Genomic DNA, 19,590 nt, shown 5'->3' with positions numbered 1-19,590 from the left:
TTCCGGAGGGGAGGGGTTCGTCGTTATGACCGGGTCACCGGTAGAGTGGGTACAGGACCGGCCCGCGCAATCCGTTCGCACCTGTATCGGATGCCGTCAGCGTGAGCCATCTGCCGACCTGTTGCGGATCGTTGCGCAGCATCGGAACACCGATGTCGCGATTGTTCCCGATCCGCGGCGCAGACTGCCCGGACGGGGTGCCTGGCTGCACCCCGTTTCAGCTTGTTTGCGTTCCGCAGAGCGGCGCCGAGCATTCGGCAGAGCCCTACGAGTGTCCGGAAATCTGGATATCTCAGCCCTGGAGCAGTACCTCGAGAACAGGCACGAGCACTCATGAGCACACCGTGAAGCACCAACGATGAACGTCCATCGGAGATAACCCGAGGTCGTGCGGGCCCGCCTTACCTAGGCGGCGTCACTGCTCGGCCTCTCAGTGAGGAGAGCAGTGGCAGGCAAGGCCCGCGTGCACGAGTTGGCTAAAGAGCTCGGTGTCACAAGCAAGGAACTACTCGCGAAGCTCAAGGAGCAAGGCGAGTTCGTGAAGTCGGCGTCCTCGACGGTGGAAGCACCCGTCGCACGTCGTCTGCGCGAATCTCTGGCGTCGAAGTCCGCTCCGGCGGCCGATACCAAGTCGGCGGCCCGTCCCGGCCCGTCGTCGGCAGCAGCAGCCCGTCCGGCTGCCAAGCCCACCCCCGGCGGCCCCCGCCCCGGCCCGCGTCCGGCTCCGGCCGCTCCCGCCCCGGCAGTTGCTGCTGCCGCGCCGGCTGCGCCGAAGGCCGAACCGGCCGCTCCGGTCGAGGCGAAGCCCGCTACTCCGGCACCCGCGAGCCCCGCTCCGGCCGCCGCGCAGTCGGCTCCGGCCACCAAGCCCGCAGGCGCCCCCGCGCCGGGTCCGCGTCCGGCTCCCGCCGCGCCGCGTCCGGCACAGGCTCCCGCCGCGGGTCAGACCCGTCCGGGTCAGGCCACCCCCGGTGCGGCCGCACCGGGTCCGCGTCCGGCAGGTCCCGGCCCGAAGCCGGGGCCCAAGGCTCCGCGCGTCGGCAACAACCCGTTCAGCTCGGCGCCCGATCGTGAGCGTCCGGCACCGCGTCCCGCCCCGCAGGGTGGTCCGCGGCCGACTCCGGGTCAGGGCGGTCCCCGTCCGGCTCCCGGTCAGGGTGGCCCGCGTCCGGCTCCCGGTCAGGGCGGTCCCCGCCCCGGTCAGGGTGGCCAGGGTCAGCGTCCGGCCGCCGCGCAGGGCGGTGCCCCGCGTCCCGGTGGTCCCCGTCCCAACCCGGGTTCGATGCCTCCGCGTCCGAACCCCGGTGCCATGCCCGCACGCTCCGCACGTCCCGGCCCCGCGGCCGGTGGCCGTCCGGGTCGTCCCGGTGGCGCTCCCGGCGGTGGCGGCGCAGGCCGTCCCGGTGGTGGTGGCGGCGGTGGCGGCTACCGCGGTGGCGGTGGCGGTGCCCCCGGCGCTCCCGGCGCCGGTGCCGGTGCTCCCGCGGCCGGTGGTTTCCGTGGTCGTCCCGGTGGCGGCGGCGGTCGTCCCGGTGGTCCCGGTGGCCGTGGTGGCGCGGCAGGCGCGTTCGGTCGTCCCGGCGGCGCTGTCCGTCGTGGTCGCAAGTCGAAGCGGGCAAAGCGCGCCGAGTACGAGAACATGCAGGCTCCCGCCGTCGGTGGCGTGCGGCTGCCCCGCGGCAACGGCGAGATCATCCGTCTCGCCCGCGGTGCGTCGCTGTCGGACTTCGCCGAGAAGATCGACGCGAACCCCGCAGCTCTGGTGCAGGCACTGTTCAACCTCGGCGAGATGGTCACCGCGACCCAGTCGGTGAACGACGAGACCCTCGAGCTGCTCGGCGGCGAGATGAACTACGTCGTCCACGTGGTCAGCCCCGAGGACGAAGATCGCGAACTGCTGCAGTCGTTCGACCTCACCTACGGCGAAGACGCCGGCGGCGAGGACGACCTCGAGCACCGTCCGCCGGTCGTGACCGTCATGGGTCACGTCGACCACGGTAAGACCCGACTGCTCGACACGATCCGTAAGGCCAACGTCGCTGAGGGCGAGGCCGGTGGCATCACCCAGCACATCGGTGCCTACCAGGTGCTCACCAACCTCAACGAGGAAGAGCGCCTGATCACCTTCATCGACACCCCGGGTCACGAGGCGTTCACCGCCATGCGTGCTCGTGGTGCGAAGGCCACCGATATCGCGATCCTCGTGGTCGCGGCCGACGACGGCGTCATGCCGCAGACGGTGGAAGCGATCAACCACGCGCAGGCCGCTGATGTGCCGATCGTCGTCGCGATCAACAAGATCGACAAAGAGGGTGCGAACCCGGACAAGATCAAGCAGCAGCTCACCGAGTACGGCCTGGTCACCGAGGAGTACGGCGGCGACACCATGTTCGTCAACATCTCGGCCAAGCAGGGCACCAACATCGACGCGCTGCTCGAAGCGGTGCTGCTGACCGCGGATGCCTCGCTCGACCTGCGGGCCAACCCGGACATGGACGCCCAGGGTGTGGCCATCGAGGCGCACCTCGACCGCGGCCGTGGCCCCGTGGCCACCGTGCTCATCCAGCGCGGCACGCTGCACGTCGGTGACTCGATCGTGGCGGGCGACGCCTACGGTCGCGTCCGCCGCATGGTCGACGAGCACGGCGAGGACGTCCACGCGGCGACCCCGTCGCGCCCGGTCCAGGTCATCGGTTTCACCTCGGTGCCCGGCGCGGGCGACAACCTGATCGTGGTCGAGGAAGACCGCATCGCCCGTCAGATCGCCGATCGCCGCAATGCGCGCAAGCGCAACGCGCTGGCCGCTCGCAGCCGCAAGCGGATCAGCCTGGAAGATCTGGATGCCGCACTGAAGGAGACTTCGGAGCTCAACCTGATCCTCAAGGGCGACAACTCCGGTACCGTCGAGGCCCTCGAAGAGGCCCTGCTCGGTATCGAGATCGACGACGAGGTGCGTCTGCGCGTCATCGACCGCGGTGTCGGTGGCGTCACCGAGACCAACGTCAACCTGGCGTCGGCCTCCAACGCGATCATCATCGGCTTCAACGTCCGCGCGGAGGGCAAGGCCACTGAGCTGGCCAACCGCGAAGGCGTGGATATCCGGTACTACTCGGTGATCTACCAGGCGATCGACGAGATCGAGAAGGCCCTCAAGGGCATGCTCAAGCCGATCTACGAAGAGGTCGAGCTGGGCCGCGCCGAGATCCGCGCGATCTTCCGTTCGTCGAAGATCGGCAACATCGCCGGTTGCATGGTCACCTCCGGCTCGGTCAAGCGCAACGCCAAGGCGCGCCTGATCCGTGACGGTCGAGTGGTCGCGGAGACGATGACCATCTCCTCGCTCAAGCGGGAGAAGGACGACGCTCCTGAGGTTCGCGAAGGTTTCGAGTGCGGTATGACCGTCACCTACAGCGACATCAAGGACGGCGACATCATCGAGGCTTACGAGCTTCGTGAAAAGCCGCGCGACTGATCAACGCACTATCGCCGCACCCACGCCGCATCCGATTCTTCGGGTGCGGCGTGGGGTCTTGCGGTAACCCATCTACCAGGAGGTGAGCACCGCTGTTCATCGGTGCGCTCGAATTCGATCTACTGCTCGGTGACGTGCATTCGCTCAAGGAGAAGCGGTCGGTGATCCGGCCGATCCTCGCCGAGCTACAGAAGCGCTTCGGCGTGAATGCCGCCGAAGCCGGAGATCAGGACCTGCACCGCCGGGCACTGCTCGGTGTGGCCATGGTCAGTGCGGAAACGGGACACCTGAACGAGGTGCTCGACAAGTGTGAGCGGCACGTTGCCGCGCGTCCGGAGATAGAGTTGCTGGCAGTACGCCGCCGGATCTTCGGACCCGAAGACTAGAGGAGGAACTCCCATGGTGGATCAAGCCAGGGCACGCCGACTCGCCAAGCGGATTTCCGCGATCGTGGCTACCGCGATCGAATACGAGATCAAGGATCCGCGGTTGCGGTTCGTCACTGTCACCGATGCCAAGGTGACCGGCGATCTGCGCGAGGCGAACGTGTATTACACGGTGATGGGCGAGACCATCGACGCCGAACCCGACTACGCCGAAGCCGCCGCCGGACTGGACGCGGCCAAGGGTGTGTTGCGGTCCAAGGTGGGCGCGGGTACCGGAGTGAAATTCACCCCGATCCTGTCTTTCACTCTCGATAAGGTGCCCGAGGTGGCCCGCGAGATGGAAGAGTTGCTCGCCAGGGCTCGCGCCATCGACGACGAGGTGGCCAAGGTCGCCGCCAACGCCAAGCACGCGGGCGAGGCCGACCCGTACAAGGCCGATCGCGACGACGAAGACGAGTAGGCAGGCATGTCCGGTGATCGCCCGGTAGCTCGAGTGACCACGCGGGGCGCCGAGTCGCGCCCGGTGGGCACCGCCATGCCCGGCCGAGGGTCGGTGGCCGTCGTGGACGCCGGATGACCAGCGTCCGCGACGGGACCGAACTCGGCACGGCCGTCGCCGCATTGGCGGCGGCGCGTTCGGTGACGATCCTGTGCCACGTGCAGCCCGATGCCGACACCGTCGGGAGCGGGCTGGCGCTGGCGTTGGCGCTGCACCGGCGCGAGGTACCGGTGTGGGTGTCCTTCGCCGAGCCCGCTGAGCTGCCCGCTTCGTTACGCACGCTGCCCGGTGCGCAGTTGATCGTGCCGCCGGCGCGGGTGCCCGGCGAGGTCGACCTGTTGATCGTCGTAGACTGCGGCGCGCGCAGCCGCCTCGGTGCGCTCGCCGACCGATTGCCCGGTGCGACAATGACATTGGTGATCGATCACCACCGGGCCAACGACGGCTTCGGCACCGTCGACCTGATCGACGAATCCGCGGCCTCGACCACCGAACTGGTGACCCGGCTACTCGACGCCTGGGGCGTGGAGATCGACGCCGCCATCGCGCACTGCCTGTTCGCGGGCTTGGTCACCGATACCGGCTCGTTCCGCTGGGCCCGAACCGGCAGCCACGCCATGGCCGAGCGCCTGCTCGCCACCGGCATCGACGGCACCGAGATCACCCGTGTCCTGCTCGACACCCACCCCTACGCCTGGCTCCCGATGCTGTCGAAGGTGCTGTCCACCGCCGTGGTCGTGCCATCCGCCGCCGGTGTCGGCCTGGTCTACGCGCTGGTGCGCGCCGCCGATACCCACGACGTGGGCCCCGAAGAAGTCGAAAGCGTCATCGACGTCATCCGCACCACCGCCGAAGCGGGCATCGCCGCCGTCTTCAAGGAAGCCCGCGGCCACAACGACCGCTGGACGGTCTCCCTTCGTTCCCGCGACTCCGCCCCCGGCCGCACCGACGGCATCGACGTCGCCGCGGTAGCCAGCGGTTTCGGCGGCGGCGGCCACCGCTTCGCCGCCGGCTACACCACCTACGGCAACGCCGAAGATGTTGTGCGCGCACTGATCACCGCACTGGGATGAGCTCTCGGTACTGGGCCGCGGCGACTGCGTCCACAACTGCTGGTCTTGTCTGCGCGTTGATAGTGCTGGCCGGCGCAGCCCGGTTGGACGACCGTGACATCGGTCGACTCCCCATGTTCGCCTTGATACTCAGCGGGATCGTCGCCGTCGCCACCGCCGCGACTCTCCGAGTGAACGCGGGGTCCGTGCGCGCGGGTATCCGGCGGGGGATGTTCACCACGTCCGCGCTGCTGGCAGGAAGTGCGGTGCTGGCGGCTTGGCTGTACGGAGGATTCTGGCAATGAGCGGCGAAGCCTTCGATCGGTCGACATTCCGCGCGGCTACGGCGACGCTGACGGTAGTGGCGCTGCCGGTGTTCTTCGATCCGTTTCTGTGGGTGATCACCGCAGTAGTCGCAGTGTTCGCTGGTGTTCTCGCGGGCGTGCTGGTGGTGGTTCCGGGTCAGGGGCGTCGGATCGGACTCGGGGTCGCGATCGGGCTGACGGGCGCGGTGATCGGTGTCGGCGCGGCCATCGCGATCTTCTTCGGAACCTGAGTGGTGTCCGGCGATGTCACCGCGCGACTGCCGCCCCCTCAGCGTCGTTCGGTGGTTGTGGTCAGCGGGCGGGCGCAGGGTCGCGGCGTAGGCGCAGCGTCAGCGGGACGCCGAGGATCGTTGCGGTGGCGCAGAGGGTGAAGGCGAGGGCCGGTTGGTCTACGAGGAGGCCGGTCAGGCCTGCTACGACGAGGCCGCCGAGGTTGCCGGTCATCCAGATGAGGCCTGCGGCGGTGCCGTCGGCGGCGCCGGCGTGGCGTTCGGCCATGGCCAGGACGATCGGGAGGGCGGGGAGCAGGGTCAGGCCGAGGAGGACGAAGGCCAGGAAACCTGTTGCCAGGCCGGGGGCGAGGGCTACGAGCAGACAGGCGGCGGCGCTGGCGGTGAGGCCGACCAGCACGGCGGGGAGTTCGACACCGTGGCGCAGGACCGCGACCGGGATCACCGCGCAGCCCACTACACCGGCCAGGACGTTCACCAGCAGCACGATGCTCGCCGCGTCGGCGCTGACACCGGACGGTTCCAGCAATGCCTGGCCGAAGGTCGCGAGCGCGACGAAAGTGCCGAAGGGGAAGAACACGGCGACGCAGAGCCGGCGTACATACCGGTCGCCGATGGTCGCTCGCAGCGCGGTCAGCGAGGTCGAGGTGCTCGCCGCGGGCCCGGTGCCCGCGCGCATCAACTCGATGGTCAGCGCTATCGCGGCCAGCGCGGCGAAGAGGGTGCCGACGGCGGTGAGGGTGGTGAGCTGGTTTTCCGCGGGGAGCGCGGCGCCGAGTACGAACGCCGCCGCCATCCCGGCGAAAGTGCTGGCGGTGCCCACCGCGATACCGGTCGGCCGGTCCTTCTCGTCGAGATAGTGCCCGGCGATGCCGGTGATCGCGTTGAGCACCAGCGGTTGCGCGATCGCGACGACGGTCTGACCGATGAGCACGAGCGCGAAACCGCCGTCGAGCAGCCGCAGCGCCGCACCGATCGCGGTGAGGACCGCTCCGGCGATCAAGCTGGGGCGGAAGCAGCGATCCAGCGCGATCCCGGCTGGCACCGCCAGCACGACGTAGAGCAGCGGGAACATGTTCGCCAGCCACCCGATCGCGGACTCGGACACACCGAAATGCTCCGCCGCCACGGTCGTCACCGGCGCATAGGTGAGCCACACCAGCTGGGTCGCCGCGCCGACCAGGGCGAACGCCGTGATCACCCGCCATCGCTGCACAAACACCATGGTCGATCCTGAGTTGTTTCGGGCGAACCGGGCGTTCGCGGCGTGACATCGTCCACCTGAGCTGGGCGGACGACCAGTATTGTCGCTCATCCTGCCCGCCGTCCACATTTCAGACCTGCGATTCATGCGGATCGGGTGGTGCGTCCGCAGTTCTGTGCGGACGCCGGCCTGATCGACAGTTCGTGTGGTGGAGGCAGGCCGAGAACTCGACTGCAGGGCGGCGATCAGGCACGGCGGTCGGCGAGATCGTCCGATGGCGATGCACTCGATGGGCGATGTTGTCGGTGGCGTGTGCCACCATCGGCAGGTCGATAGCGCGTTCGCGCCCAAAGTTCGTGACCGTGGGAGGTCGGTGTGGGGTCCGCTGAACCGGTGGATGAAGCCGTGACCGGCGGCGAGTTCGACCGGGCCGGACCACGGCGCATTCTCGGCATCGCCGTGCCCACGCTGGGCGTGCTGGTTGCCGAGCCGCTGTATCTGCTCTTCGACATCGCGGTGGTCGGCAGGTTGGGGGCGCTGGCACTGGCCGGGCTGGCGGTCGGCGCGGTAATCCTCGGCACGGTGAGTACCCAGCTGACGTTCCTGTCCTACGGGACAACCGCGCGAGCGGCCCGCAGACACGGTGCGGGGGACAGGACGGGCGCGGTCGAGGAAGGCGTGCAGGCCAGTTGGGTAGGTGTCGCGGTCGGTCTGGTGATCGTCGCGGTGATCCAGCTGTTCGCGGTGCCCTTGTGTTCGGTGCTGTCCGGCGGTGGTGAGATCGCCGACGAGGCTCTCAGCTGGGTACGGATCGCGCTGTTCGGCGTGCCGCTGATCCTGCTGTCGATGGCGGGCAACGGGTGGATGCGCGGTGTGCAGGATGTGCGACGACCGCTGACCTATGTGGTTGCGGGACTGGCACTCTCGGCGGTGCTGTGTCCGGTCCTGGTGTACGGACTGCTCGGTGCGCCGCGGATGGAACTGGCCGGTTCCGCGGTGGCCAATCTCGTCGGCCAATCGGTCTCCGGTGTCCTGTTCGCCTATGCCCTGCTGCGGGAACGTGTTTCGCTGCGCCCGCGCATCGCGGTGATGCGGGCTCAACTCGTGCTCGGCCGCGACCTCATCGTGCGCAGCCTGTCCTTCCAGATCTGCTTCGTCTCCGCCGCCGCGGTGGCCGCCCGTTTCGGCGCCGCGTCCGTCGCTGCCCACCAACTGGTCCTGCAACTCTGGAATTTCCTTGCCCTGACCCTGGATTCGCTCGCCATTGCCGCCCAGACCCTGGTCGGCGCGGCCCTCGGGGCGGGAAATGCGCACGGCGCCAAAGGCATCGCCCGCAGGGTCACGGTCTGGTCCGAGATCTTCGCCCTGCTGCTGGCTGCCGCCTTCGCCGCAGGCGCGACCGTGATCCCCCTGCTGTTCACCGACGACCCCCAGGTTCTCGACCGCGCCAACGTCATCTGGTGGTTCTTCGTCGCGATGATCCCGGTCGCCGGCGCCGTGTTCGCCCTCGACGGCGTCCTGCTCGGCGCGGGCGACGCCGCCTTCCTCCGCACCGCGACCCTCGCCGCCGCTCTGACCGGCTTCCTCCCCGTGATCTGGCTGTCGCTGAACTTCGACTGGGGCGTGGCCGGAATCTGGTCGGGTCTGGTCGCTTTCATGCTGCTGCGATTGATCGCGGTCCTCGCCCGGGCGAAGTCGGGTCGCTGGGCCAAGGTGGGCGCCGATGTGCCGAGCGGGGCGGCGTGACTCAGGGCGCCCGGACCGGCAGGTGAATTTCGGCAATCGCAGCACCGCGGTCTTGCGGCGGGCCGAGCTCGACGCGCGGTTTCCCGGGCTGCTCGATCTCCTCGTCGCCGAGGCCGCGGGCGCGCGGGGGTGAACCCACCGGTGCCGTGCGCCCGGGGTGTGCCACTGTGGATAGGTGAATCCGAAGTTGATGGCGGTCAGCGATGTGCATGTGGGGCATCAGGGGAACAAGCCTGTGGTGGAACAGATCGTGCCCGATTCGCCCGAGGACTGGTTGATCGTCGCCGGTGATGTGGGGGAGAAGGCCGAGGAGGTGCGGTGGGCGCTGGAGTTTCTGCGCGGCCGCTTCGCCAAGGTCATCTGGGTGCCGGGCAACCACGAGTTGTGGACCACGCCGAAGGACCCGGTGCAGATGCACGGCGCCGCCCGCTACGACTATCTGGTGGCGATGTGCCGTGACCTCGATGTCGTCACCCCGGAGGACCCGTTCCCGGTGTGGACGGGTTCGGGTGCCGAGAAGTACGGCGGCCGGGTCACCGTGGCGCCGATGTTCCTGCTCTACGACTACTCGTGGCGCCCGGCGGGCACAAAGACCAAGGCGGAGGGTTTGGCGCTGGCCCGCGAACGCAATGTCGTCGCCACCGACGAGTTCCTGCTGACCCCCGACCCGTACCTCACCCGCGACGCCTGGTGTCACGCCCGCGTCCAGTACACCCAGCGCCGCCTCGACGCGCTGCCCCCGGAAACCCCGCTGGTGCTGATCAACCACTTCCCCCTGGTCCGCCAGCCCACCGACATCCTGTTCTACCCGGAGTTCTCGCTGTGGTGCGGCACCGACCTGACCGCCGACTGGCACACCAGCTACAACGTGGTCTGCTCGGTGTACGGCCACCTCCACATCCCCCGCACCACCTACTACGACGGTGTCCGCTTCGAAGAGGTCTCCCTCGGCTACCCCCGCGAATGGAAACGCCGAGGCATGCCGAACCCGCTCCTGCGCCAGATCCTGCCCGACCCGGTCTACGCCGACGGCGACCTGAACGCCTGGGGCGGCCACTTCAGGGTAACCCCGGAGATGGAAGCTGCAGCAGCGGAAATGCGCAAAAAGGCCGAACGCAGACGAGGCGTCTAACTAGCGAATTTGCGTGATATCTCTACGCCTGATTTGGTATGGACATCGGTAACTTGCCGGGCACGAACAAACACGCGTACTCGCCAGCCGTCAGACGCCAACGCTGCCCTGACCAGTACGTGAGTCTGGCCAGAAACGCGGGGAGGCGGGCAAGCACATCGGTAACTCACCGGGCACGAGCAAACCCGCCCACCCCGGTACCGCCAGACGCCAACGCTGCCCAACCAGCGCCTAGATCTGGCCAAAATACGCGGAGAGGCGGAACAGCACTTGCTGGAGAGGATATTGCCGAGGAGTGTGGCTTCGGCGGAGTTGCTGGTGTTTCCGGAGGAGTTGACCGCGCATCCCGCCGAGGAGCACCTCATCGCCAAATCCGTGGAGAAGCGTCGCCGCGATTTCATCGGTGCCCGGCACTGTGCTCGCCTCGCCCTCGAACAGCTCGGTGAGCCGCCCGTCGCGATCGGCAAGGGTGAGCGCGGCATGCCGCTGTTCCCGCGCGGCATCGTCGGCAGCCTCACCCATTGCGACGGCTACCGGGCCGCCGCGATGGCGCACGCGCTGCGTTTCCGTTCGGTCGGCATCGACGCCGAACCGCACGACACCCTCCCCGAAGGCGTGCTCGATTCGGTCAGTCTGCCCGCCGAACGCGAGTGGCTGTCCGACACGCCCGGCGAGGGCCTGCACCTGGATCGGCTGCTGTTCTGTGCCAAGGAGGCCACCTACAAGGCCTGGTTCCCGCTGACACTGCGCTGGCTCGGTTTCGAGGACGCTCATATCACCTTCGAGATCGGCTCCCGCACAGGCGATTCGGGCTCGGGTACCTTCCACACGAAGCTGCTCGTGCCCGGCTCGACGAACGACGGCGGCGCCGCGCTGACAGAGTTCAACGGCAAGTGGCTGATCGCCGACGGGCTGATCCTGACCGCGATCGCGCACGGCTGATGGCGGCGCGAGTGTCGCGGGTGGGCGAGCTCGGTGGTCTCGTGATCGTCGACAAGGACGGCGGGCTCACCAGCCATGATGTCGTGGCGCGCAGCCGAAAACTGTTGCAGACCAAGAAGGTCGGCCACGCGGGCACCCTCGACCCGATGGCCACCGGTGTGCTGGTGCTCGGGGTGGAGCGGGCCACGAAGCTGCTCGGCCAACTCCTGCTCACCACCAAGGCCTACACCGCGACCATCCGCCTCGGCCAGGCCACCGATACCGATGACGCCGAGGGTGAGGTCATCGCGAGCACGTCCGCGCTGCACATCACCGACGACGAGATCGCGGCCGGTGTCGCGGGCCTGACCGGTGACATCGAGCAGGTCCCCGCCACGGTGAGCGCCATCAAGGTCGACGGTGAGCGGGCCTACGCGCGGGTGCGCGCCGGCGAAGAGGTGCAACTGGCCGCCCGGCCGGTCACGGTGTCGCGCTTCGACATCCTGGCCCGGCGCGACGTCACCGACGGTGCGTTCGTGGATCTCGACGTTGCTGTCGAATGCACCTCGGGCACCTATATCCGCGCCCTGGCCCGCGATCTCGGCGCCGCCCTCGGGGTGGGCGGTCACCTGACAGCCTTGCGCCGCACCAGGGTTGGCCCCTTCACCCTCGAACATGCCCGCACCCTCGAACAACTCGCGGCAGCCGCCGAGGCCGAGCAGCCTCTGCTCAGCCTCGATATCGACACCGCCGTCCGTACCGCCTTCCCGCTGCGCGAGATCGACGAATCCCAGGCCACCGACCTGCGCACCGGTCGCTGGCTCGAACCTGTCGGCATCAAGGGTGTCTACGCCGCGATCGACCCGCGCGGCCGGGCGATCGCACTGCTCGAGGAGAGCGGCAAACGCGCGGGTTCGGTGATGGTGGTGCGCCCGCGCGGAATCGGCGACTGACCAGACAGGCGACGCCCGACACCCCACGGAGCCCGTGGGTGGATGTCAGATGCGTTGGTGCGCTGCGGTGGGGTCCAGATCGATGCGGATCGTGAGTAGGTCCGTGCCGAGCGCGCGCACCATCATGCTGTTGAACCGGGGCAGCCGGCGAAGTCGAGCGCGTGAGTCGTCGGCGGGGAGCGGGTGGGCGGTGCCGGTGTGCCAGCGGGCGCGTAGCCGTAGCCGCACCCGCGGATCCGCCTCGATATTGCGGACATAGGCCGAGGCCGTGCCGTGGTCGCTGACCAGCCAGAACGAGTCGCCCACGCGCTTGCCGCCGATCGGAGTGCGGCGGGCGAGCCCGGTGCGACGGCCGGTGGTTTCCAGCAGCGCGGTACCCGGCATCACCCGGCCTGCCAGATGGCGGGTCACCGGATTGACGACGTATCGGTGGCACCACGTGACGACGCGGCGTTTTACCTGCGGTGATGTCATGGCGACCTCGCTTGTCGAGACGGTGAGTCTCCACAAAGTATTGTCGAGACTAACGGTTCCGTCAACCGTTACGATGGTCGCGTGGAACCGGGCAAGGCGGTGCGCGCCCATACCGGGCGCAAACGAAACGACGCGGCCAAGCAGGCGATCCTGCGGGCGGTCCCCGCCGTGCTGGCCGCGGCGGACCGCATCGATATCACGATGAGTGAGATCGCCGCCGCCGCGGGTGTCGGCAAGCAGACGATCTACCGGTGGTGGCCCTCGCGAGGCGCCTTGCTCCTCGACGCGATGAGCGAATGGGCCAGCGGCGCCGTGCCCGAACCCGATACGGGCAACCGGCGTGCGGACGTCGCCGCGTTCCTGCGAGCGACCTTCGCCGCCGCCTCCGCACCGCCCGCCGACGTGCTGCTGCGCGCGATTCTGGCTGACGCCCAACGTGATCGGCAGGTGGCCGACCTGCTCGCCGAGTTCGTCGCCGTCCGCCGGGGCGTGCTCGCGCGCATACTCGCCCGCGACGGGGCGGACTCCGACGACGTGGAGTTGCTGGTCGACCAGGCCTTCGGCGTGCTCTGGTACCGGCTCGCGGTGACCCGCGCCCCGCTCGGCGCTGATCTGGCGGACCGTCTGGCCGACTCGTTGTGCGCCGCACCCGCTCCGACGAATCCGTAGCGTGACGGATGGCCGATCGACGATCGGGGACGGCTCCCGAATTCCGGTGCTGCTGGGTTCCTGTCGCGTGGACGGTGATGCGCCCCGGCCGACGGCGGCACCGGCTGTCGGGGGTGCTGGACGGGGGTTAACGCCCTGCTGGGAACGGCCGATAGCGAAGATGTATAGCTTGCGCGTCGGAGGGGTAGAAAATGACTGCGATCGGGAAGACTTGGCTCGGTGTCGTCGCCGGTATGACGGTATTGCTCGTGGGCTGTGGCAGCGGTGATCCGCAGCGGCCGGGATCGAGCCCGGCGCGCCCGACGACCACGATCAGCGCGCCGATCTCGGTCGCAACGCCCAGTGCTGCTCCCGCTCCTGCGGGCCGTCCGAGCGCCACTTCTCTTGCCGGACGACCGACTTCCGTGGGTGTGTCCACCACCCCGGCCACCACTGCCCAGTCACCCGAACCTGCCACCGGTACTGTTGTCCTGCGCACCGTGACCCTGTCTGGGATCCCCGTTCCCGGTGTGCCGGTGCACCTTTCGCTGCAGCAGCCATGTGATCCTTCGAGCAAGGACATCCCCCTCGGCGAGACGATGGAAACCCTGCGCCGCGACGGTGTCACCGACGAGCAAGGCCGGGCGTCCTTCATCACCGAAATCGGTTGCTATCGCTTCGGGATGACCGCGCCCGCGGGAACGAACCCGGTCCCCGAAGGCATGCACACGCTGTTCCTGGTCACCGCGGGCGGCACGGCCACCGGTCAATTGCGCTTCCAGGACACCGCACCCGAACCCGCCTGCGCCGAAGCCACTATCGAAACCGAACTCGGCGTCGATCCGGGACCGGTCGCCACCATCCCCGACTGTGACGGGCAGTGGGGTGTCATCCGCTGGGATACCCCCGGCGACAACCAGCGCGTCATCACCCGCGCCTCAGGAACCTGGACCACCTACGTCCGGTTCCCTCACGACATCTGCTGGTCCAGCGCCTCCGCCGATGGCGTACCGGAACGCCTGCGCAGCTATTTCAGCTGCTGATCACCCACCCGGCTTCTCGACATGATGTCGATGGACTACGCGGTGAGCCAAATAGCTTCGGCGGCAAGGGTTCCCAGCTCGGTAGGGGTTTCGGCCGAGGCGATGCGGACGGCGATGGTGCCGGCGAAATCGCGGCGTTCGGCTACTTCGATGGCGGTGTCGAGGGCGATGCCGACGGAGTCGAAATAGCGCAGCATCGCGGGGTCGGAATCGGAGATGCGGGCTACCCGGCCGAATTCGCCCGCGGCGAAGTCGCTGAGCTGGCGGGCGGGCGGGGTGGGGACGGCGCCGTCGACCGACGGGATGGGGTCACCGTGCGGGTCGCGGTCGGGGTGGCCGAGTTTCGCGTCGATGCGGGACATGAGCAGGTCCGAGACAGCGTGTTCGAGTACTTCGGCCTCGTCGTGCACCTCGTCCCAGCCGTAGCCGAGTTCGTTCACCAGGAACGTCTCGATCAGGCGATGGCGGCGCACCATCGCGATCGCGGCGCGACGGCCGTGTTCGGTCAGGGTGATCGCGCCGTAGCGGGCGTGTTCGACCAGGCCCTGATCGGTGAGCTTGCGCACCGCCTCCGACACCGTCGAAGCCGACACGCCGATCCGCTCGGCCAGCAGCTTGGTCGACACCTTCTCCTGCGACCACTCCTGGGCGGTCCAGATGACCTTCAGATAATCCTGTGCCACCGCCGATAGTTCGGGCGCGATCGGGGCGGCGAGTTCGGCCTGCTCGGCGGGCTGCGTCAGCGCGCTACGGGTCGCGACATCTCGTTTAGCTGGCACGTCACCAATGTTAGGCATCCCTGGCCCGAATGACACATCGGCGAACCGGCACGGCGCGCACCGGTGATCCGGTCAGACCGGAATTCTGTTCGGGCACCGCTTTGCGTAGGCTTCGCTCTGTGCAGAGATGGCGAAGTCTCGACGACGTGCCCGCGGACTGGGGGCGTTGCGTTCTCACGATCGGCGTGTTCGACGGGGTACATCGGGGGCACGCGCAGCTGATCAGCCGCGCGGTCGCCGCGGCGGGCAAGCGTGGCGTTGCCTCGGTTCTGATGACCTTCGATCCGCACCCGATGGAAGTGGTGCGACCCGGTTCGCATCCCGCACAGCTGACCACGCTGACCCGCCGCGCGGAGCTGGCCGCCGAACTCGGAATCGACGTGTTCTGCGTGATGCCGTTCACGCAGGATTTCATGAAGCTCACCCCGTCCGGATACGTGCACGACCTGCTGGTCGAACGTCTGCATGTCACCGAGGTCGTGGTCGGCGACAACTTCACCTTCGGCAAGAAGGCCGCGGGCACCGTCGACACGATGCGCGACCTCGGTGCGCGGTTCGGCTTCGAGGTCGACGGGGTGACCCTGCTCGGCGAACACGCCGTCACTTTCTCCTCCACCTATATCCGGGCCTGTGTCGAGGCGGGCGATATGGCCGCGGCGGCCGAGGCACTCGGGCGACCGCATCGTGTCGAGGGTGTCGTCGTGCACGGCGACGGTCGTGGTCGCGGGCTCGGCTTCCCGACCGCCAACGTCGCACCGCCGATGCACGCCGCGATTCCGGCCGACGGGGTGTACGCGGGCTGGTTCACCGTCCTCGGGTCAGGCCCGAGCATCGGTCAGGCCGCACCCGGCGAGCGCGCGATGGCCGCGATCTCGGTCGGCACCAACCCCACGTTCTCCGGCCGCTCACGCACCGTCGAAGCGTTCGTTCTCGACGGTGAGGCCGACCTCTACGGCCAGCATGTCGGTGTCGATTTCGTCGAACAATTGCGCGGGATGCGCAAATTCGACTCCATCGACGATCTGGTCGAGGCCATGGGCCGCGATGTCGAGGCCGCGCGCAAAGTTCTCACCGCCGCCGACGCCTGAGCCCGGATTCACCTCGCCACCACGTGTCGAGTACAGTGGCTCCTCGGGTTTGCTGCGGTCCGCGGTGGCGCCCATCCCGGGTAACCGGACCTTCGAGCGCGGAACTGAAAAATAGGAGTCGAGCCACATGGCGCTGACCACTGAGCAGAAGTCGGCAATTCTCGCCGAATACGGCCTGCACCCCACCGACACCGGCTCGCCGGAGGCGCAGATCGCGCTGCTGTCGAAGCGGATCTCGGACCTGACCGAGCACCTGAAGCAGCACAAGCACGATCACCACACCCGGCACGGCCTGCTGGCCCTGATCGGTCGTCGTCGCCGCCTGTCGAAGTACCTGCAGGCCAACGACATCAACCGCTACCGCTCGCTCATCGAGCGCTTGGGTCTGCGTCGCTGATCTGAATCAGACACGCCTCCTCGTCGAGGCGGTCGACACCTGGCCAACGGGAAGAAGTACACTTCTTCTCGTTGGCTATTCGTGTATTCGGGGACCATCGGGTTCTCGGCTGCATTACAACATGTGACAGCCGTATGCATTCGTCCGCGTGGCGTCGGTCTTCGGTAGTGGCCTTTCGGCAGGCGTTCTTCTCGCCGCCGTCGGGCTTCGATCGATGATCGCCTCCGCGTCGCCCCTCTTGTGGAATGTTCCAGCCAAGGGGATTCGGCCGGGTGCTGCGCGTGGAGGCCAGGAGGATTTCCACGTGTCCGTGTCCGGTACGGCTGACGACAGCTGGGTTCGCGCCCACCAGGGGAAAAGTACGCCTGGAAACGGCAGCGCGACCAGCGAGACGAGAGGTCGAGAGAAGAGAATTATGACGCAGACAACTGAACGTACGTCGACTGCGGTCGAGGTCGAGCCCGGTGTTTTCGAGTCGGTCGCGCTGATCGACAACGGTAGCTTCGGCACCCGCACCATCCGCTTCGAGACCGGCCGTCTGGCCAAGCAGGCCGCGGGCTCCGTCGCCGCCTACCTGGACGACGAGACCATGCTGCTGTCGGCGACCACCGCAGGCAAGTACCCCAAGGACCAGTTCGACTTCTTCCCGCTGACGGTCGATGTCGAAGAGCGCATGTACGCCGCGGGTCGCATCCCCGGCTCGTTCTTCCGTCGCGAGGGCCGCCCCTCCACCGACGCGATCCTGACCTGCCGCCTGATCGACCGGCCGCTGCGCCCGACCTTCATCGACGGTCTGCGCAACGAGATCCAGGTCGTCGTGACCGTGCTCAGCCTCGACCCGGCCGACCTCTACGACGTGGTGGCCATCAACGCCGCCTCGGCGTCGACCCAGCTCTCGGGCATCCCGTTCTCCGGCCCGATCGGTGGCGTGCGCGTGGCCCTCATCGGTGACCAGTGGGTCGCGTTCCCGACCGTCGAGCAGCTCGAAGGTGCCGTGTTCGACATGGTCGTCGCGGGCCGCGTCACCGACACCGGTGACGTCGCCATCATGATGGTCGAGGCCGAGGCCACCGACAAGGTCATCGCGCTGATCGAAGACGGTGCGCAGGCGCCGACCGAGGCCGTGGTCGCCCAGGGTCTGGAGGCCGCCAAGCCGTTCATCGCGCGCCTGGTCCGCGCCCAGGCCGACCTGGCCGCGCTGGCTGCCAAGCCGACCCAGGAGTTCCCGCTCTTCCCGCCGTACGGCCCCGACGTGTTCACCGCTGTCGAGGGCACCTCGAAGGTGGAGCTGAACGAGGCGCTGAGCATCGCCGACAAGCAGGCCCGCGAGGCCCGCATCGACGAGATCAAGGCCGAGGTGCTCGGTCGTCTCGGTGACGACTTCACCGGTCGCGAGAAGGAACTGGGTGCCGCGTTCCGCTCGGTCACCAAGAAGCTGGTTCGCCAGCGCATCCTCACCGACGGTTTCCGTATCGACGGGCGTGGCCTGGCCGACATCCGTCAGCTCTCCGCCGAGGTCGACGTGATCCCGCGCGCCCACGGTTCGGCGCTGTTCGAGCGTGGCGAGACCCAGATCATGGGTGTGACCACCCTCGACATGGTGAAGATGGCGCAGCAGGTCGACTCGCTCGGCCCGGAGACCTCCAAGCGCTACATGCACCACTACAACTTCCCGCCGTTCTCCACCGGCGAGACCGGTCGCGTCGGTTCGCCGAAGCGTCGCGAGATCGGCCACGGCGCGCTCGCCGAGCGTGCGCTGATGCCGGTGCTGCCCTCGCAGGAGGAGTTCCCCTACGCCATCCGTCAGGTCTCGGAGGCGCTGAGCTCCAACGGCTCCACCTCGATGGGTTCGGTCTGTGCCTCGACCCTGTCGCTGCTCAACGCCGGTGTGCCGCTGAAGGCGCCGGTCGCGGGTATCGCCATGGGCCTGGTGTCGGACACCATCACCAACGACAAGGGTGAGGACGAGGTCCGCTACGTCGCGCTCACCGACATCCTCGGCGCCGAGGATGCCTTCGGCGACATGGACTTCAAGGTCGCGGGCACCCGTGACTTCGTCACCGCCCTGCAGCTCGACACCAAGCTCGACGGCATCCCCTCGCAGGTGCTGGCCGGTGCGCTGAACCAGGCGCACGACGCCCGCACCACGATCCTGGACGTGATGGCCGAGGCCATCACCGATCCGGACGAGATGAGCCCCTACGCCCCGCGCGTGACGGCCATCAAGATCCCGGTCGACAAGATCGGCGAGGTCATCGGGCCCAAGGGCAAGATGATCAACCAGATCACCGAGGAAACCGGCGCCAACATCTCCATCGAAGATGACGGCACTGTTTTCGTCGGTGCGACCGATGGGCCGTCGGCCCAGGCCGCGATCGACATGATCAACGCCATCGCCAACCCGCAGCTGCCCAAGGTCGGCGAGCGCTTCCTGGGCACGGTCGTCAAGACCACCGCCTTCGGTGCGTTCGTCTCGCTCCTGCCGGGTCGCGACGGTCTGGTGCACATCTCCAAGCTGGGCAACGGCAAGCGCGTGGCCAAGGTCGAAGACGTGGTCAACGTCGGCGACAAGCTGCGTGTGGAGATCGCCGATATCGACAACCGCGGCAAGATCTCGCTCGTCCCGGTCGAGGACGAGGCCGCCGCTGCCGAGCCGGCCGCCGTCGAGGAGACCACCGAAGCCGAGTAGGCCTCGCTCCCGCTGACCGACGAAACCCTCGCCGTTGTACGGCGGGGGTTTTGTCGTTTTCCGGCGCCGAACGGGTTCGTGATCTGGATCACGATGATGCAACGGTGATGCAACGTTGTCTCGCTTAGTGTGTCCGGACACAGTAAGAATCTGTGTCGACAGCCGTGGCGCCGCCCCTCGGGAGCTGCGCGCCGACCGCTGTCGGCTCGGCGTACGCGGTCGGATCGCTGGACCGTTCTCAGCGTCGAAAAGTGTGTCGTCAAGCCGTGATTTTGACTGAATCTGGTCCGGTTTATTATTGAAACGAATACGCTTCTCCTCGTGTTCGAACGCGTGGTTCTGGTGTCGGGGTTGACGAGGAGGTCGGGGAGATAACCGAGTCATTGCTGGTTGTATGGCGGCGAGCCGGATTGCCGCGATCGTGTCATAGCCGATCGCACTGAATCCGGTGTGAGCGGGTGGATTTCGGGCAGGGTGCCCGAGGTTGGCCACCCCTGCGCCGATCCACCTCACCCCAGGTGTGAGCCGGGGAGTTCCGAGAGTTTGTGCGG

Annotated in this window: 19 protein-coding genes; 16 read left to right on the top strand and 3 right to left on the bottom strand. The window is 68.0% G+C overall.

The window, feature by feature from the left end; all coding sequences use genetic code 11:
- Positions 1-25: 25 nt before the first annotated feature.
- From ACTWPB_RS26750 to ACTWPB_RS26720, 7 genes are all read left to right on the top strand, one after another.
- A complete protein-coding gene (locus ACTWPB_RS26750; protein ID WP_378912298.1) occupies positions 26-337 on the top strand; it encodes a YlxR family protein in 312 nt (103 codons plus the stop codon).
- A gap of 108 nt (positions 338-445) precedes the next feature.
- Complete coding sequence (infB, locus tag ACTWPB_RS26745) at positions 446-3,472, top strand: translation initiation factor IF-2 (protein ID WP_446223255.1); 3,027 nt, start codon at positions 446-448, stop codon at positions 3,470-3,472.
- Positions 3,473-3,564: 92 nt separating this feature from the next.
- The gene (locus tag ACTWPB_RS26740; RefSeq protein WP_056811534.1) at positions 3,565-3,858 is read left to right on the top strand and encodes a DUF503 domain-containing protein; all 294 of its coding nucleotides are present in this window, start codon (positions 3,565-3,567) and stop codon (positions 3,856-3,858) included.
- Positions 3,859-3,871: 13 nt separating this feature from the next.
- Complete coding sequence (gene rbfA / locus ACTWPB_RS26735) at positions 3,872-4,318, top strand: 30S ribosome-binding factor RbfA (RefSeq protein WP_101466563.1); 447 nt, start codon at positions 3,872-3,874, stop codon at positions 4,316-4,318.
- Positions 4,319-4,431: 113 nt separating this feature from the next.
- On the top strand, positions 4,432-5,430 hold the full coding sequence (locus tag ACTWPB_RS26730) for a DHH family phosphoesterase (RefSeq protein WP_446223254.1): 999 nt from the start codon (positions 4,432-4,434) through the stop codon (positions 5,428-5,430).
- Positions 5,427-5,714: a hypothetical protein gene (locus ACTWPB_RS26725; protein WP_446223253.1), complete on the top strand. Its 288-nt coding sequence runs from the start codon at positions 5,427-5,429 to the stop codon at positions 5,712-5,714. Before ACTWPB_RS26730 ends, ACTWPB_RS26725 begins: the two co-directional genes overlap by 4 nt.
- Positions 5,711-5,965, top strand: coding sequence for a hypothetical protein (locus ACTWPB_RS26720; RefSeq protein WP_446223252.1), 255 nt, complete (start codon positions 5,711-5,713; stop codon positions 5,963-5,965). Before ACTWPB_RS26725 ends, ACTWPB_RS26720 begins: the two co-directional genes overlap by 4 nt.
- Before the next feature lie 61 nt (positions 5,966-6,026).
- Here the strand turns inward: ACTWPB_RS26720 and ACTWPB_RS26715 are convergent, their stop codons facing one another.
- Positions 6,027-7,190, bottom strand: a complete 1,164-nt coding sequence (locus ACTWPB_RS26715; RefSeq protein ID WP_446223251.1) for an MFS transporter — start codon at positions 7,188-7,190, stop codon at positions 6,027-6,029.
- Positions 7,191-7,562: 372 nt separating this feature from the next.
- Here ACTWPB_RS26715 and ACTWPB_RS26710 point away from each other — a divergent pair, with 372 nt between their 5' ends.
- From ACTWPB_RS26710 to truB, 4 genes are all read left to right on the top strand, one after another.
- Entirely contained in the window at positions 7,563-8,915 is a 1,353-nt protein-coding gene (locus ACTWPB_RS26710) for an MATE family efflux transporter (RefSeq protein ID WP_446223250.1), read from the top strand.
- Positions 8,916-9,105: 190 nt separating this feature from the next.
- On the top strand, positions 9,106-10,047 hold the full coding sequence (locus ACTWPB_RS26705) for a metallophosphoesterase family protein (protein ID WP_446226499.1): 942 nt from the start codon (positions 9,106-9,108) through the stop codon (positions 10,045-10,047).
- A gap of 270 nt (positions 10,048-10,317) precedes the next feature.
- Entirely contained in the window at positions 10,318-10,989 is a 672-nt protein-coding gene (gene npt / locus ACTWPB_RS26700; RefSeq protein WP_446223249.1) for a 4'-phosphopantetheinyl transferase Npt, read from the top strand.
- 20 nt (positions 10,990-11,009) lie between these two features.
- Complete coding sequence (gene truB / locus ACTWPB_RS26695) at positions 11,010-11,921, top strand: tRNA pseudouridine(55) synthase TruB (protein ID WP_446226498.1); 912 nt, start codon at positions 11,010-11,012, stop codon at positions 11,919-11,921.
- A gap of 45 nt (positions 11,922-11,966) precedes the next feature.
- Here truB and ACTWPB_RS26690 read toward each other — a convergent pair whose 3' ends face one another.
- The gene (locus ACTWPB_RS26690) at positions 11,967-12,395 is read right to left on the bottom strand and encodes a nitroreductase/quinone reductase family protein (protein WP_446223248.1); all 429 of its coding nucleotides are present in this window, start codon (positions 12,393-12,395) and stop codon (positions 11,967-11,969) included.
- 81 nt (positions 12,396-12,476) lie between these two features.
- Between ACTWPB_RS26690 and ACTWPB_RS26685 the strand changes: the two genes are divergently transcribed.
- Together ACTWPB_RS26685 and ACTWPB_RS26680 are read left to right on the top strand one after the other, a co-directional pair.
- Positions 12,477-13,064 carry a TetR/AcrR family transcriptional regulator C-terminal ligand-binding domain-containing protein gene (locus ACTWPB_RS26685; RefSeq protein ID WP_446223247.1) on the top strand — a complete coding sequence of 196 codons (588 nt, stop codon included), beginning with the start codon at positions 12,477-12,479 and terminating at the stop codon, positions 13,062-13,064.
- 191 nt (positions 13,065-13,255) lie between these two features.
- The gene (locus ACTWPB_RS26680) at positions 13,256-14,086 is read left to right on the top strand and encodes a hypothetical protein (RefSeq protein WP_446223246.1); all 831 of its coding nucleotides are present in this window, start codon (positions 13,256-13,258) and stop codon (positions 14,084-14,086) included.
- Positions 14,087-14,121: 35 nt separating this feature from the next.
- Here the strand turns inward: ACTWPB_RS26680 and ACTWPB_RS26675 are convergent, their stop codons facing one another.
- On the bottom strand, positions 14,122-14,883 hold the full coding sequence (locus ACTWPB_RS26675) for a metal-dependent transcriptional regulator (protein ID WP_446223245.1): 762 nt from the start codon (positions 14,881-14,883) through the stop codon (positions 14,122-14,124).
- 101 nt (positions 14,884-14,984) lie between these two features.
- On the opposite strand from ACTWPB_RS26675, the gene ACTWPB_RS26670 reads away from it, so the two are divergent.
- The 3 genes from ACTWPB_RS26670 (at position 14,985) to ACTWPB_RS26660 (ending at position 19,039) form a co-directional block, all read left to right on the top strand.
- On the top strand, positions 14,985-15,953 hold the full coding sequence (locus ACTWPB_RS26670) for a bifunctional riboflavin kinase/FAD synthetase (protein ID WP_446223244.1): 969 nt from the start codon (positions 14,985-14,987) through the stop codon (positions 15,951-15,953).
- Positions 15,954-16,080: 127 nt separating this feature from the next.
- The gene (rpsO, locus tag ACTWPB_RS26665; RefSeq protein ID WP_056811493.1) at positions 16,081-16,350 is read left to right on the top strand and encodes a 30S ribosomal protein S15; all 270 of its coding nucleotides are present in this window, start codon (positions 16,081-16,083) and stop codon (positions 16,348-16,350) included.
- 415 nt (positions 16,351-16,765) lie between these two features.
- Entirely contained in the window at positions 16,766-19,039 is a 2,274-nt protein-coding gene (locus ACTWPB_RS26660) for a polyribonucleotide nucleotidyltransferase (protein WP_446223243.1), read from the top strand.
- The last annotated feature ends 551 nt before the right edge of the window (positions 19,040-19,590 follow it).

It is taken from the genome of Nocardia sp. IBHARD005 (assembly GCF_052814245.1).
This window is presented reverse-complemented; position numbering and strand designations above follow the sequence as displayed.